Below are 15,007 nucleotides of genomic sequence, written 5' to 3'. Positions count from 1 at the left end.
GGTCGTGTCATTGTCAAAATGTCCGGTTGTTGCTATATTGAAGACCATGTCTCACATTGAGGGCACCTTTACCATCGGGCGCAAAGCTGAACTATTTTATCAGGCCTGGTTGCCCGATAATCCGCCCAAAGCGGTTATCGTCCTGGTGCACGGTCTGGCCGACCATTCCAGCCGCTACGGGAACGTGGTCGATCATTTGCTCCCGAAGGGTTTTGCTGTCTGGTCTTATGATCAGCGCGGTCATGGGCGTTCACCCGGCACGCGCTGCTACATCAACCGTTTCACCGACCTGACCGGCGATCTCGATAAATTCATCGGTCTGGTCCGGCAGCAGAATCCGGGCCTGCCCCTATTCCTCATCGGCCATAGTATGGGAGCGCTGGAAAGCGCGGCCGTCGTGGCTGGTCACTCTCACGGCGTCGCTGGGCTGGTGCTGTCCGGCCTGGTTTTAAAGACCGGTAAGAGCATTTCCAAGATGATGGTCTCAATGGCCGGAGTGCTTTCCACCCTTGTTCCCCGCCTCGGCATACAGCGTTTGAACTGTGAAGCCGTGAGTCGCGATACGTCCGTCGTCGACGGTTATGTCAAAGACCCGCTGGTATTCAGAGGTAAGATACCGGCGCGTATGGGAGCCGAGGTCATCGCCGCCATGTCCTTGGTAGAGGCGAAACTGCCGTCGATCAAACTGCCGGTGCTGCTGCTGCACGGCGCGTTGGACAGACTGGCTGAACCATCGAGCAGCCAAACCATGTATGACGGCATTGCTTCGACCGATAAAAAACTGCACATCTTCCCGGGCTGCTACCACGAGATATTCAATGAGCCCTGTCGGGATTATGTGCTGGGCATCACATCCGATTGGTTGAATAAGCACACCCCGGCTTAATCAGGGAGTACCATTTTGAGGTATTCGCCTGTCGCCGACGCGGAGACACGGGCAACCTCTTCCGGCGTTCCAACCGCCACGATCTCCCCGCCACGGTGCCCCGCTCCCGGTCCCAGGTCGATGACCCAGTCGGCGTTCTTGATGATATCGAGCTGGTGTTCGATGACCACCACCGAGTTTCCGGAGTTCACCAGCCGCTGCATCACGGTCAGCAGCGCCGCCACGTCGTCAAACGACAGACCGGTGGTTGGTTCGTCCAGGATGTAGAGGGTGTGCCCGACGGCCCGGCGCGCCAGTTCCGATGCCAGCTTGATGCGTTGCGCCTCACCGCCGGACAGAGTCGGCGCGGGTTGCCCCAGCCGGATGTAGCCCAGCCCCACATCGTGCATGCTCTTAAGCTTCCCCTTGATGGAAGGGATGTTCTCGAAGAAATCGAGGGCGTGGTCCACCGTCATATTCAGGACTTCGGCGATGTTCTTATCTTTGAACCGGATGTCCAGCACCTCGCGGGAGTATCGCTGCCCGTGGCAGACCTCGCAGGGCACGGTCACGTCCGGAAGGAACTGCATCTCGATCTCGATATAACCTTCGCCGTGGCAGGCCTCGCAGCGCCCGCCCTTAATATTGAATGAGAAGCGCCCGGCGTTATAACCCCGCACCCGCGCCTCCGGCACCGAGGCGAATATCTCGCGGATAGGCGTAAAGGCGCCGGTATAGGTCGCCGGGTTGCTTCGAGGCGTCCGGCCAATGGGAGACTGGTCTATGGCGATGACCTTGTCGATAAAATGGAGTCCATCGATGCCGTCATGGTCGCCCGGCTTTTCCCGGGCGCCGTCGAATACCTGGGCCAGTTTCTTGAACAGTATCTCGTTAACCAGCGTACTCTTGCCGGAGCCGGAAACGCCGGCGATGCACACCAGCTTGCCCAGCGGCACATGAACGTCGATGTTTTTCAGGTTGTTCTGCCGTGCCCCGCGGATGACCATCTCCCGCCCGATACCCGGCCGCCGGTGTTCCGGCAGCGTTATGAACTTACGGCCTGAAAGGTACTGGCCGGTGACCGAGTGGCGGCATTCCAGCACTTCCTCAAGCGGGCCGGAGACGATGACATGCCCGCCGTGTTCCCCGGCGCCGGGCCCCAGGTCGATGATCCAGTCCGCCGCCCGCATCATGGCCTCGTCGTGCTCGACGACGATGATGGAGTTGCCCAGGTCGCGCAGGCGCAAGAGCGTTTGAATGAGCCGTGAATCGTCGGCCGGGTGCAAGCCTACCGTCGGTTCGTCGCAGATATAGAGCACGCCCATGAGTCCGGAGCCGATCTGGGTCGCTAAACGTATACGCTGGGATTCGCCGCCGGACAGCGTCGCCGAGGCGCGGTCGATCGACAGGTAGTCCAGGCCGACGTCCTCTAAAAATCCCAGGCGCGACTGGAGTTCTTTGAGTATCTGTTTGGCGATGAGCTGTTCCCTTTCCGACAGCGGCGTCACGGTATCGGCGAGGCGTTCCACCCAGTCCAGGCTGTCCACCACCGACATGGCGTTTACCTCTGCGATATTGCTACCGTCGATGAATACCGCCAGGGCTTCCGGTTTCAACCTTTTACCGCCGCAGGTGGGACACTGGGTGGCCACCATGTAGCGGGCGATACCGCTCCTGACCTGCTCGGATTCGGAGTCTTTGTAAAGCCGCTCCAGCCGGGGAATAACGCCCTCGAACCCGGCGGTGTATTCCCGCGTCCGCCCGAAGCGGTTCTTCATCTTGAACTTGTCGCCGCCCTCGCCGTAGAGGATGACCTCCATCTGTTCTGGCGTCAGTTTCTCCACCGGCGTGTTGAGGCTGAAATTATAACGGCGGGACACGTCCTCCAATTGGGAAAAATACCAGGTTTGCCACTGGTAGGGATTGATGGCGCCCTCGGCCAGGGTCAATTTCTTGTTGGGAATGACCAGGTCCGGGTCGAACTCCATCTTGACGCCCAGGCCGGTGCAATCCGGGCAGGCGCCGTGCGGTGAATTGAAGCTGAAGCTGCGCGGTTCAATCTCCCCCATGGAAATGCCGCAATCGGCGCAGGCGAATTTCTCGGAGAACATGAACTCTTTACCGTCGATTATGGCCACCATGACCGTCCCCTCGCCCAGTTTGAGCGCGGTTTCGATGGAATCCGCCAGCCGGCTCTGCGTATCGGACTGCCCGATAACCAGGCGATCGACGACCACTTCGATCCGGTGCTTTTTTTTCTTGTCCAGTTCGATTTCATCGGCCAAATCGCACACCGACCCATCGATGCGGATGCGCGCATAGCCCGTCTTCCGAAGTTCCTTGAACATGGCCTGGTGTTCACCCTTGCGGTCCTTGACCAGCGGCGCCAGCACCATGATGCGGGAGTTTTCCGGCAAGGCCTTTACCGTATCGACGATCTGTTCCACCGTCTGCATGGCGATCTCCCGACCGCAACTCGGGCAATGCGGGTGGCCGATACGGGCGAAGAGCAATCTCAGATAATCGTATATCTCCGTCGTAGTGCCGACGGTCGAGCGCGGATTCCGCGATGCGCCCTTCTGGTCGATGGAAATAGCCGGCGACAGTCCTTCGATGTAATCGACATCGGGTTTCTCCATGCGCCCCAGGAATTGCCGCGCGTAAGCGGAGAGAGACTCCATGTACCGCCGCTGTCCTTCGGCGTAGATGGTGTCGAAAGCCAGGGAACTCTTACCGGAACCGGATGCCCCGGTGATGACCACCAGCTTGTCCCGCGGTATGGTGACGTCGATATTCTTGAGATTATGCTCCCTGGCACCCTTGACGACGATCTTATCTAGCGGCATCTGAACTCCTTAAACACAGTCTTCCATTATACCGCCGCCGCGCCATTCCGGGCAATCGTGCGGTGAGTAACCGGAGATGCTGGAAGACGTATTTTCCCTCGTGCCGCAGGGGCCGGGTCAATGATGAGTGTCTAGTAGTTGTTGCGGGGACATCATCGTCACGCAAAAAATAAAAATTCATAAAACAATTCCGGCTCTCAGCTTTGGGCTAATCGTGGGATTCGATATTTGAGTCGAATCCCGGTTCCGGGGAAAGCCACGCCGCGCGGAAACAACGGGCGTATTTCGAATAAAAGCCATGGGTGCGGACGTTCTGATTGCCGGGTTGGCAACCCCGGCGACGGGGCGCGTTTGATTCCATGTCTTGACTCAACAAGATACTCCTGTTCTATCTTTACTAATCGCAGGATATAGAATAAGGCCGGGAAGGTCTGATTGTCAATAGGATTTTGACGGGTTTTGAAAATATTTGTATTTGATAGAGAAAGAGTCCCACGCCGATCATAAAGAGAACGAGGGCGTAGTTCACTGAGATCAGCAACGGCAACGGCTTAAAGACGCGCCAAACCGGGTAAATGGAATTCTGATGCGTCATGAACAGCGCCGTGATACTTACTTAATCGAGTTGGGAGCCTAAAGAAGAGGGAGAGGCACCGGCCTCTCCCTCTTTATCGTTGTATGGTACGCTGTCTATTCCGTTGGCAACTCTATTGCCGTCTGTGCCGCGGCAGGCAAGGTTATGTTAACCGGCTGATTGACGTCTTCGTAGGTAGCGGACATCAGCATGGTAACCACGACTCCCTGGGTATCGATGGCCATAGTCATATCCATTTTAGCCGGAAGATATGTTGCGGTGTTGACCCAGAAGGTTACATCAAGCTGTTTGAACGCCTGGGTGGCGTCAGTGATACCCATGTCGGCCAGATCGTCCCCCGATACTGCCAGGTATTCCATGAATTTCTGGGTATTGGGTACTATCTTAACCTTATAACACAGGTTACCGTCTATGGTCTCGGTACCGAGGAGTTCCAAAGCAGCCAGATCCATGAGGATCTGTAACTGGTCGCCGACATCTTGTGAAGTCCACATTTCCTGCTGCTCAGATTCAGGCATGACGAACTTATACCAGGTGTTGGGATCAAGTCCAGATTCCGGATCGGCAACCAGCATATACATCGTGTCATTTACCAGATACATCTGTTGTGAGTATGATCCGGCATCCAGACCTATTGCTTCGCCTTTGATATCCATAAACAATTTTTTACCCGAAACATCGACAGCCATGGAGGTGGTCATATCCATCTGGAATTGCGTCCCCAGGAACGACATGGTCATACCCATCTTCATTTCGGATTTATAAGAGTTCATCGCCCCAGCCGCGGTGTCCATCGACGCCAGGAGAACCGCGGGAACCGGCGGAGCCTGAGTGGTTACGGGAGGCGTTGTATTGCCCGGGTTATTGGTCGGGTTCGTCACGGCTGGTTCCCCACACCCTGCCGCCATCAGTATTAGGGCCAGAATGGGGATCGAGGCTTTCATCATGGTCTGTTGTTTCATCTCTTTCTCCTTCGCCGAGACCCTGACTGGGCATCTTATCCTACACCTAAGGGGTGATTTATGAAAATAACCCGATAGTACTGCTATCACGATTCAACTGTTCCCGCCATCTCCCCGCCTTTACGCCCCCGATGCACCGTGTTATATTAAAGCCCTGTATCACTCGTTGTAGCTTGAGGATTTTATGTCCAAGACCATAGAAGAGATCAACCGGAAGATCCGTGAAGGCAAGGCCGTGGTCTTTACCGCTGAAGAGATCATCGGCGTCGTCAGGGAAAAAGGGCTGGAACGCGCCGCCGCGGAGGTGGACGTGGTCACCACCGGCACCTTCGGCCCCATGTGCTCCTCTGGCGCTTATTTCAATATCGGCCATTCCAAACCCCGCATCAAGCTCGGCGGCGGCCGTGTTTATCTGAACGACGTTCCGGCCTACGGCGGTTTCGCCGCAGCGGACGTCATGATCGGCGCCAACGCTTTGCCGGACGACGATCCCCGCAACCGCGTTCACCCCGGGGAGTTCAACTACGGCGGCGGTCACGTCATCGAAGAACTGGTGGCCGGCCGGGACGTCAAGCTGGTAGCCCAGGCCTACGGTACCGACTGCTATCCCCGCAAGAAACTGGAGACCTGGATCAATATCAAGGATTTGAACGAAGCGGTCCTCTTCAATATGAGGAACTCTTACCAGAACTACAACGTGGCGGTCAATCTATCCGACAAAGCCATCTACACCTACATGGGGACGCTCAAACCAAATATGGGCAATATCACCTATTGCAGCGCCGGGCAGCTGTCCCCGCTCTTGAACGATCCTCTTTATAAAACTATCGGCATCGGCACCCGCATCTTCCTGGGCGGCGGTACCGGTTACGTCGCCTGGCCAGGCACCCAGTTCAACCCCGGCGTGCCACGCACGGAATCCGGGGTTCCCAAACGCGGCGCCGGAACGCTGGCGGTCATCGGCGACCTCAAGCAGATGAACCCGCGCTATCTCATGGGCGCCTCCATGCTGGGCTACGGTGTTACCCTCTCCGTCGGCATCGGCGTGCCCATTCCGATTCTCAATGAGGAGATACTCAAGTTCACCACCGTCACCGACGACGATATCTTCGCCGCGGTCATCGATTATTCCAGCGTCTATCCCGAGGTCAAGCCGGACATCGTAGCCGAGGTCAGCTACGGCCAGTTGCGATCAGGCAAGGTAGTCATCAACGGCCGGGAGATCCCGACAGGTTCATTATCGAGCTACCCCCGGGCGCGAGAGATTGCAAGCACCCTTAAAGAATGGATAACCGCGGGGAAATTCGAATTATCGCAGGCGGTCGAAGCCCTGCCCGATCCGGATAGCGGCGTGAAATTCAAACTGCTTAACGAGCGCCCCATCAACGGCGACCGATTATGATCACTCTAATCGAAAGCTCAGGTATGTAACCATGACCATTACAACTAAAAAGATCGCTCTACGCTTTCCCCGCCACTTGGTCGACCGCCCGGTGGTCTATCACCTGATCAAGGAATACAACCTGGAACTGAACATCTTGAAGGCCTCTATCAGCAGTGAGGAAGGACACATGGTGCTAGAGCTCCGTGGCGAACGCGCTGACTTCGATAAGGGAATCGATTACCTGACCCGCACCGGTCTTATCATCGACACCCTCTGCCGCGAGGTCACCCGTAACGAAGACCGTTGCACCGACTGCGGCGCCTGCGTCACCGTCTGCCCGGCCTCGTCCTTCACCGTGGATCCCCATACCCGGGAAGTGGTCTTCGACGAGGAAAAATGCATCGTCTGCGGACTATGTATATTGTCCTGTCCTTCACGGTCGATGGAACTGCACTTCTAGCGAAATATCTTAGGATTTTCTCGTTGTACCAACCCCGCACATATCGACGGCAGCACCTAAGCCCAGATCTGATCTCCTTCACCGTCAGCGTAGAGGAGACCAACCTCTTCATCAGCGCCCGAACCGACCTCGAACGCAAGGCTTACCGGCTGGTGCTCAAATACCGTGGGATCATCGAGCGTTACATCGCCGGCCATCCGGAATTCCTGACTTCACTCAAACCTATCGATATCGAGCGTGAGGCACCGCGTATTGTAAAAGCGATGACCGATGCGGCGCGCCTGGCGGGAGTCGGACCGATGGCGGCGGTGGCCGGGGCAATCGCTCAATTCGTTGGGGAGGAATTGGCGGAGTACTCACCTAACATCATTATCGAAAACGGCGGCGACGTATATGTGCGCAGTACAAGGGATCGGACCATCGGTATCTTTGCTGGCGATTCACCTTTGAGCGGCAAGATCGCGATCGAGATTAAATCCGAAGAAACACCCTGCGGCGTCTGCACCTCATCCGGCACAGTGGGTCATTCACTTTCATTCGGAAAAGCGGATGCTGTGGCCGTTATCGCCCCATCCGCCACCCTGGCCGACGCCGCGGCCACCGCCTGCGCCAACCTCGTCCAAACCGCCGATGACATCGGATATGCTCTGGCGCTTGCGGAGAAAATCGAGGGAGTCACCGGCGCCTTGATAATCAAGGGCGACTGCATGGGAGCCTGGGGCAAGGTACGACTTAGGCGGCTTTGACCGACAAAACTGTTATTCGTCGCACCCCTTACTAAAGTACGGGTAGGATCCGTTGGTTTGAAAACATGGCCATCCACAATTCTCAATTCATCAATGTTTTCATTAATGACCAGTACTAAAGATTGAGGCTTACCCATACCTTTGGCCCATTTACCGGACGCCGGTAATGCGGTAAAGTATATCCGGATATAGCCACATAAGGTTTACGCTGATGTCGTTATTACTAAAAGGTGTGAAATACTACCGTACCGCTGAGGTCTGCGAGTTAGCTGGCATCAGCCGCACCACGTTATTTCGCTGGTTGAAAAGCGATCTGCTGGGCGCCGGGGTAGCCCGCGATCGGCGCGGATGGCGTCTTTTTACTGAGGCAGAGGTCGAAACACTCAAAGTTGAAGCGAACCGCGTCGATGGATCGACCCTCAACGAGTAATTTTATTCTGATGAAAAGAGGCGAACCCGGATGTCTTTGATCGATGAATGGCTGCGTCTTCTGGTAGAACAGGGTGGTTCGGACCTTCACCTGCGTGTGCCCAGTCCGCCGGTTATCCGAGTCGATGGTGAACTGGTCATCCAGGAGCAATACCCCAATCTCAAAACTGCGGACCTCGAACACGTCCTCGATGAGATCGCCAAGCCGGAGCAGAAAGAGTCTTTCCTCCGAGAGAAAGAACTGGATTTTGCCTACGGCATCCCAGGACTGGCCCGCTTTCGCGTCAGCGTGATGCGCCAGCGCGGCACGCTTTCCATGGCGTTCCGCCAGGTACCCTTTCAGATTCTCTCAATGGAGAAACTGGGCGTGCCGGCTATTTGCAAAGAATTGATCATGAAACCCCGGGGAATGATCCTGGTTTGCGGCCCCACCGGGTCCGGCAAATCCACCACTATGGCGGCCATGGTTGACCATCTCAACCAGAACGCCGCCCGGAACGTGATCACCATCGAAGATCCCATTGAATATCTGCATGCCAATAAAAAATGCCTGATCGCCCAGCGTGATCTCGGCGATGACACCAAGGCCTTCGCCGTAGCGCTAAAACATGCCCTGCGTCATGACCCGGATGTTATAGTCGTCGGCGAAATGCGAGATCTGGAAACCATTTCCACCGCCATTTCCGCGGCTGAAACCGGACATCTGGTGGTTGGTACTTTGCACACCACCGACGCCGCCCAGACGGTTGATCGCGTTATCGACATCTTCCCCCCCTCCCAGCAACAGCAGATCCGCCTCCAATTCAGTCAGGTGCTGGAAGCGGTGCTGGTACAGACGCTCGTCCCGCGCCTGAACGCCAAAGGCCGGGTCCCAGCGTTTGAGGTGATGACCGCCACTCCCGCCGTCAGGAACCTGATCCGGGAGCAAAAAACCCATGAATTGACCAATGTTATCCAGCTCTCCGGCAAAGACGGGATGATGACGCTCGATCAGTCTCTGGCCGATCTGATGCGTAAAAACATGGTCTCCAAGGAAGAAGCGCTATTGAAGAGCAGCCATCCGGAGAAACTGCAAAAACTGCTGCAGTACCAGGCGACGGCTGGATTCCGATAAGCAGCCAAGATACAAGAAGCAATAGGCAAGATACAAGAGACAAGAAACAATAACCAAACAAATTCCAATAACCAATTCCAAATGACCAAACGAGGTTTGAATATTGGCATTTGGAGCTTCCCTGCATTAAAGGATTGCCTTAACACCGCACTGGCTTTATAATGCAGGGCTATGGGACACATAGATCACAAAGCACACGCCCCCGCTATCGTCAATTGCGCGGTAATTACCGTATCGGATTCCCGGACGGAGGACACCGATGAGTCCGGACGATACCTCACCTCCGCGCTCAAGGATCACGGTCATATCCTGAGCCATTACCGCCTGCTGAAGAATGACTCATCGGCCATCGAGAACACCCTCGATGATCTTTTCATTGACGCTGATTTACAGGTTATCGTCTTCACCGGCGGCACCGGCTTGTCTCGGCGGGACATTACGGTTGAGACGGTGACACCCCTGCTGGAGAAGCAGATGCCGGGCTTCGGCGAACTGTTCCGGCTGTTGACCTGGGAGTCCATCGGAACACCGTCGGTCATGAGCCGGGCCCTTGGCGGTGTCAGGAGCGGCAAAGTTATATTGTGCCTCCCCGGCTCCCTCAACGCGGTAAAGCTGGCGGCTGAGAAGATCATCCTGCCGGAGATCGGCCATATGGTGCGGGAGGCCGGAAGATGATGAAACCTTTCGGTCAACTGCTTGACTTCGATACCGCCCTGACGACCGTGCTGGCTAATATTCACCCGGTGATCGCGGCGGAAAAGGTGGGCCTCATGGGGCTGTCCGGCCGCGTTTTAGCTGAGGATATCCGGTCCACTCTGTCGATCCCCCCCTTCGCCCGCGCCGCCATGGACGGTTACGCCGTTATTGCCGAGGACACCTTCGGCGCCGGACGCCGCAACCCCCGGCAACTACCTTTAGCCGGCCGGATATTCGCCGGCGACGCGCCTGTCCAAACACTCCAAAAGGGTCAGGTCGTCCAGATAGCCACCGGCGCTCCCATGCCTGACGGCGCCGATGCCGTGGTCATGGTGGAAGAGACCGAAAAATGCGGTGAAGAGGTCGCCATCTTCAAGGCTGTTTACCCCGGCGCCAACATCGGGCAGATCGGTGAAGATATTAAAAAAGGCGAACTGATACTCAAAGCGGGAACGGTTCTCGACGCTGGAAAGATCGGTGTGCTGGCCTCCCAGGGACTGACCGAAGCGAGCGTTTACGTTAAACCCCGCGTTGCCGTGATGCCCACCGGTGAAGAGATCGCCGCCGCCGGTAACGATTTGGCTCCGGGACAGATCTACGACATCAACTCCCACACGGTGGCCGCCGTGGTGCAGCAAAATGGCGGTGAACCGGTTAAAATGCCTATCGCCGAGGATAAGCGTGATAAACTTCGTTCAGCCATCGAAGCCGCGTTAGAGGCTGATATGGTGGTCATCTCCGGGGGATCGTCGGTCGGCGAACGGGACCTGATGTTCGGCATCCTGGAAGAACTCGGCAAGGTTCTTTTCCACGGCATCCAGGTCAAACCGGGTAAACCGACCATGTTCGCCGTGGTGCGTGGCAAACCGGTGCTGGGGATGCCGGGATATCCCACCTCCTGCCTCATCAACGCTCATTTATTATTGGCGCCTGCCGTCAAAAAGATGGCAGGGTTAGCCTTCGATCGTAAAAATGCCGTCGATGCTGTGTTATCACAAAGCGTACCCGGAAGCGTCGGACGGCGGCAATTCCTGCCCGTCAGACTGATCGACGGTCAGGCGGCGCCTCTGTTCAAAGAGTCCGGCGCCATCACCGCCACCGCCGAAGCCGACGGCTACCTGGACATTGCGCCGAACGTGGATATTTTAGAAAAGGGCGAAGCGGTCAAGGTATTTCTGTTCAACGGTTGAGCTAGTCCATGTTTTATTGGACTGGTTCCGTCTGTTGCATTTTTTCCGTAGTAGGGCACTCACACAATCGATTCCTCGTTGAGGTGCCCCCTCACATTCGCTTCGCTCAATACAGGCTCTAACCTCTCCCCGTTGGGTATGAAGGGTTCAGATATTAGATATTAGGATTTCAATATCTCCAGAGTATCTCCCGCCGCCACATCTCCACCCTCGATGATACGGGCGAAAACCCCCTCCAGCGGCATGACGCACATGCCCACCTGCCGGTAGATCTGGCAGTGCTGGTGGCATTCCTTGCCGATCTGGGTGATCTCCAATTCCACGCCCCGTCCGGTCTTGAGACGGGTACCGATGGGCAGGGTCATCAGTTCTATGCCCTCGGTGGTCAGGTTCTCGGCGAAATCTCCGGGCGATAGTTCCAGCCCTTTGGCTCTCATTTTATCAATGCTGGAATTGTCCAGCAGGCTGATCTGCCGGTGCCAGCCCCGCGTGGCATGAGCGTCTCCCTGGAGACCGTAATCCGTCTCCAGTACACCACAGCCAATATCTTTCTTTTTGGTTCCTTTTTTAACGCTGGTGCAAACCGCGATGATCTTAGCCATTAGTTGTTCTCCTGTAGGCGCCGCTTTTGCCGCCTTCTTTGGATTCGAGGTAAATACTTGCGATGGTCATTCCTTTGTCCACCGCCTTGCACATATCATAAACGGTCAGCGCCGCTACGGAAGCGGCGGTCAGGGCTTCCATTTCCACACCAGTCTGGCCGGAGCATTTGACTTCAGCGGTTATCTTCAATCGGTCTGTATCGGCGAATTCGAAATCGACGGTAACACCTGTAATCATCAGCGGATGGCAAAGCGGTATTAGATCTGGTGTCTTTTTAGCCGCCATTATCCCGGCGATGCGCGCTGTGGCCAGCACATCCCCTTTTTTGATCTCCATCGCCTTTATCAGTTCGGCCGTCTCTGGTTTCATCGTGATTTCAGCTACTGCAACAGCGCACCGGTCGGACACGGCCTTGGCGGTGACATCGACCATTCGAGCCTGGCCGTGTTGATCCACGTGAGATAGTTCCATTGTCATCAGCCCCCTATCTGGCGCATCTGGCGGCCACCCACTGCGGCTTCTTCAAGGTAATGCCGTTCCGGCTTGGCCATGATCGCCTGTCGTAACAGAGCTTTCAATTCCGCTTCACCGCCGCCGTTTCTGATCGATGACCGGATGTCGATTTCCAGGTCGTTGAGTAAACAAGGTCGCAATTTGCCATCAGCGGTCAGGCGCAGCCGGTTGCATTGGCCGCAGAAACGATGGCTCACCGGCCGGATAAAGCCGATGGTGCCCTCGCCGGAGCCGAACGAATAGTAATTGGCCGGTCCGGCGCCGTTCAGGCAACAGGCCCATAATGCCCCTGCCGATGTTTCGATCCGGTCTTTTATCTCCGAAACGGTCAACACCGGTTCCGCGCCGGCGCCGTCGAAAGGCATATATTCGATGAACCTCACGTGCCAGGCTTCGTCCCGGGCCTTTTTGGCGAAATCGACGATCTCGTCGTCGTTGATGCCGGGCATGACCACCATATTGATCTTGACCGGCGACAAGCCCACCCGGTGCGCCTCAGCCATGCCTTTGAAGACATCGTGAAGGTTCTTCCCGCCGGTAATGCGGGTGAAGCGATCCGGTTGCAGGGAATCCAGGCTGACGTTGATCCGCTTCAAACCGGCTGCTTTTAGTTCGGCCGCCTGCGCTTCCAGAAGTGTTCCGTTGGTGGTCAGGGATATATCCTCAATACCCGGTATCGCGGTCAACAGGCTGACCAGATTAGCGACATACGGACGTACCAGAGGTTCGCCGCCGGTAAGCCGCACATGGGTTACCCCCATCTCCGCCGCCACCCGTGTGATACGGGCTATCTCTTCATACGACAGGATGTCGTTATGTCCGAGATGGGAAATTTCGCCGTCGGAACAATAGATGCATCGCAGATTGCAGCGGTCGGTGACCGATATCCTCAGGTAATTGACGCGGCGGTTGAAGGCATCGTAGGTGCCGGTGATGCAGTTGCCTTCAGTCATATTATTAAACAGCCTCCAATAAAGAGGCGGCAATATGCCATATCCGCCCTCCTTTCCAAATACGGGAGGCGCCGCCGTTTCCAGCGACACCCTGACCGGCCGCCTGCCATGTCGATTGATTTAGGCGAGGACAGCTCGAAGGGTAATCTGTCGACATTTTAGCACCAAGTACTAGTACCGGGCAAGCATGGTCGATAAATGACTCATTATAGATTCGACTGTGGCAAGCTTTTATAAAATCCTATTGACAAACCCGTCCCGCCCCTTTAGACTCAAGCCGAAATGCACTCAGGAGGAACCCTGAAATGAAGCTGATCATTGTCGGTCTGGGACAGGCCGGAGGCAGGCTCGCCGATGAATTCGCCCGGATGGCCATCAAAGCGCGTCAGGAGAGAAACTTACGCATTGCCACCGACATATTAGCGATCAACACCGATACCGCCGACCTTTCCTCATTGACCAAAGTTAAAAAAGACTCCCTTCACCGTATCCTTATCGGCGCCGGTCACACCGGCGGCCACGGGGTAGCCAAGATCTCAGAGACGGGCGCCGAGATCGCCAAAGAGGAGCGGGATAACCTCATTGGCATCATGAAGAAGAACGAACGCTTTTATGATGCCGACGCGCTGCTGCTCATGGCCTCCGGCGGCGGCGGAACAGGCTCGGGCGCACTTCCGATATTCGCCCGGGCGTTCAAGGAGAATTTTCGGGATAAGCCGGTGTACGCCATGGTGGCCTTGCCCTTCGAGCACGAGCGGCTGAATGAGGAGCGGGCTGTTTTCAATACCGCGATGTGCCTCAAGTCCGCCAATCAGGCCGCCGATGCGGTGATCCTCGTGGACAACCAGCGTTTCATCCGGAAAAGCCAGTCACTGGCCAGCAACTTCCAGAAGATCAACGAGATGATTGTCACACCTTTCTATAACCTGCTGTGCTCGGGTGAGGAACGCAAAGCCAAGTCAATAGGCACCTCGATTCTGGACACCGGAGATCTCAAGGAGACGCTGCGCGGCTGGACGGGCATCGGCTATGGCACGGTGCCGCTGGACTTGATCGTTTTACCGTTCGAGAAAACTCGTAACTACCTCAAGAAGAACTTTGAGAACCAGCGCGGTCTATATGCCATGGATGAGGCGCTGGCGGAGATGTCGGTCGCCTGCAACCCCGTTGACGCCGGCCGGGCTGGTCTGCTGGTTTCCGGGCCCGCCCGTGAGATCAGCGTCGAACTGGTCAAAGACCTCTCCGAACGCCTCAGGGAGGTAGCACCGGCGGCGCAGCAGCGCCTTGGTGACTATCCGCGGGAACGCGGAATCCTGGATGTAACGTTGATGCTGTCCGACCTCTCCGAGGTACCCATCCTACGTCAGTTCTACCAGGAATCAACGGAACTGGCGGCGGAGTTCAAGGAGCGGCAGAAGTCCCGCGCCCTGAAAACCGACATGACGATGGAGGCGGCGGAGGGCATACCGACGCTGCTGGATTAGATTCGGTCTAGCGGTAGTCTATCGAGAACGGCATCGCTGGCAATGTTAGAGATTCACGATTCCGGATAAGTTGGTGTATCATATACTGGTAAGTGATGTCTGCTTGTCATCTTGGGTCAAAAAGTATATACTACCCTATAACTTTTGGCCTAGTACTACCCCGGAGG

Annotated in this window: 15 protein-coding genes and 1 riboswitch; of the genes, 9 read left to right on the top strand and 6 right to left on the bottom strand. The window is 56.2% G+C overall.

All coding sequences use genetic code 11. The features are described from left to right. Positions 1-46: 46 nt before the first annotated feature. Positions 47-886, top strand: a complete 840-nt coding sequence (locus ABFB09_RS04985) for a lysophospholipase (protein ID WP_347000368.1) — start codon at positions 47-49, stop codon at positions 884-886. On the opposite strand, the gene uvrA is transcribed toward ABFB09_RS04985, so the two are convergent. The 3 genes from uvrA to ABFB09_RS04970 form a co-directional block, all read right to left on the bottom strand. Continuing rightward, entirely contained in the window at positions 883-3,711 is a 2,829-nt protein-coding gene (uvrA, locus tag ABFB09_RS04980) for an excinuclease ABC subunit UvrA (protein WP_347000366.1), read from the bottom strand. The two genes, ABFB09_RS04985 and uvrA, sit on opposite strands and share 4 nt — an antisense overlap. A 208-nt stretch (positions 3,712-3,919) precedes the next feature. After that, positions 3,920-4,084 (bottom strand): hypothetical protein, encoded by a 165-nt coding sequence (locus ABFB09_RS04975; RefSeq protein WP_347000364.1) that lies wholly within the window; start codon positions 4,082-4,084, stop codon positions 3,920-3,922. A 317-nt stretch (positions 4,085-4,401) separates the two neighbouring features. Continuing rightward, complete coding sequence (locus ABFB09_RS04970) at positions 4,402-5,268, bottom strand: DUF6612 family protein (RefSeq protein WP_347000362.1); 867 nt, start codon at positions 5,266-5,268, stop codon at positions 4,402-4,404. Positions 5,269-5,452: 184 nt separating this feature from the next. Between ABFB09_RS04970 and ABFB09_RS04965 the strand changes: the two genes are divergently transcribed. The 7 genes from ABFB09_RS04965 to glp all read left to right on the top strand — a co-directional run bounded on the left by ABFB09_RS04965 (position 5,453) and on the right by glp (position 11,287). Beyond that, positions 5,453-6,670, top strand: coding sequence for a homocysteine biosynthesis protein (locus tag ABFB09_RS04965; RefSeq protein ID WP_347000360.1), 1,218 nt, complete (start codon positions 5,453-5,455; stop codon positions 6,668-6,670). A gap of 31 nt (positions 6,671-6,701) precedes the next feature. Continuing rightward, positions 6,702-7,112, top strand: a complete 411-nt coding sequence (locus tag ABFB09_RS04960) for an NIL domain-containing protein (RefSeq protein WP_347000359.1) — start codon at positions 6,702-6,704, stop codon at positions 7,110-7,112. Positions 7,113-7,135: 23 nt separating this feature from the next. Then, positions 7,136-7,858: a UPF0280 family protein gene (locus ABFB09_RS04955; protein WP_347000358.1), complete on the top strand. Its 723-nt coding sequence runs from the start codon at positions 7,136-7,138 to the stop codon at positions 7,856-7,858. Between the two features lie 211 nt (positions 7,859-8,069). Beyond that, positions 8,070-8,288: a MerR family transcriptional regulator gene (locus tag ABFB09_RS04950; RefSeq protein WP_347000357.1), complete on the top strand. Its 219-nt coding sequence runs from the start codon at positions 8,070-8,072 to the stop codon at positions 8,286-8,288. Between the two features lie 30 nt (positions 8,289-8,318). Beyond that, a complete protein-coding gene (locus ABFB09_RS04945; protein ID WP_347000356.1) occupies positions 8,319-9,401 on the top strand; it encodes a type IV pilus twitching motility protein PilT in 1,083 nt (360 codons plus the stop codon). 171 nt (positions 9,402-9,572) lie between these two features. Beyond that, positions 9,573-10,076, top strand: a complete 504-nt coding sequence (locus tag ABFB09_RS04940) for a molybdenum cofactor biosynthesis protein B (protein WP_347000354.1) — start codon at positions 9,573-9,575, stop codon at positions 10,074-10,076. Continuing rightward, complete coding sequence (gene glp, locus ABFB09_RS04935; RefSeq protein WP_347000352.1) at positions 10,073-11,287, top strand: gephyrin-like molybdotransferase Glp; 1,215 nt, start codon at positions 10,073-10,075, stop codon at positions 11,285-11,287. The genes ABFB09_RS04940 and glp overlap by 4 nt, the downstream gene beginning before the upstream one ends. Before the next feature lie 161 nt (positions 11,288-11,448). On the opposite strand, the gene ABFB09_RS04930 is transcribed toward glp, so the two are convergent. From ABFB09_RS04930 to moaA, 3 genes are read right to left on the bottom strand one after another with little or no spacing between them, the layout of a single operon-like run. Then, entirely contained in the window at positions 11,449-11,889 is a 441-nt protein-coding gene (locus ABFB09_RS04930) for an MOSC domain-containing protein (protein WP_347000351.1), read from the bottom strand. Beyond that, positions 11,882-12,361, bottom strand: coding sequence for a cyclic pyranopterin monophosphate synthase MoaC (gene moaC / locus ABFB09_RS04925; protein WP_347000349.1), 480 nt, complete (start codon positions 12,359-12,361; stop codon positions 11,882-11,884). Before moaC ends, ABFB09_RS04930 begins: the two co-directional genes overlap by 8 nt. Positions 12,362-12,366: 5 nt before the next feature. Beyond that, complete coding sequence (gene moaA, locus ABFB09_RS04920) at positions 12,367-13,356, bottom strand: GTP 3',8-cyclase MoaA (protein ID WP_347000347.1); 990 nt, start codon at positions 13,354-13,356, stop codon at positions 12,367-12,369. Between the two features lie 32 nt (positions 13,357-13,388). Beyond that, a riboswitch (molybdenum cofactor riboswitch) is annotated at positions 13,389-13,508 on the bottom strand. A gap of 153 nt (positions 13,509-13,661) precedes the next feature. On the opposite strand from moaA, the gene ABFB09_RS04915 reads away from it, so the two are divergent. Beyond that, positions 13,662-14,840 (top strand): tubulin/FtsZ family protein, encoded by a 1,179-nt coding sequence (locus ABFB09_RS04915; protein WP_347000345.1) that lies wholly within the window; start codon positions 13,662-13,664, stop codon positions 14,838-14,840. The last annotated feature ends 167 nt before the right edge of the window (positions 14,841-15,007 follow it).

This window comes from Dehalogenimonas sp. THU2, assembly GCF_039749495.1.
GTDB lineage: Bacteria > Chloroflexota > Dehalococcoidia > Dehalococcoidales > Dehalococcoidaceae > Dehalogenimonas.
Note: the sequence above shows the minus strand (reverse complement) of the source record. Positions and strands in the feature narration are given on the sequence as shown.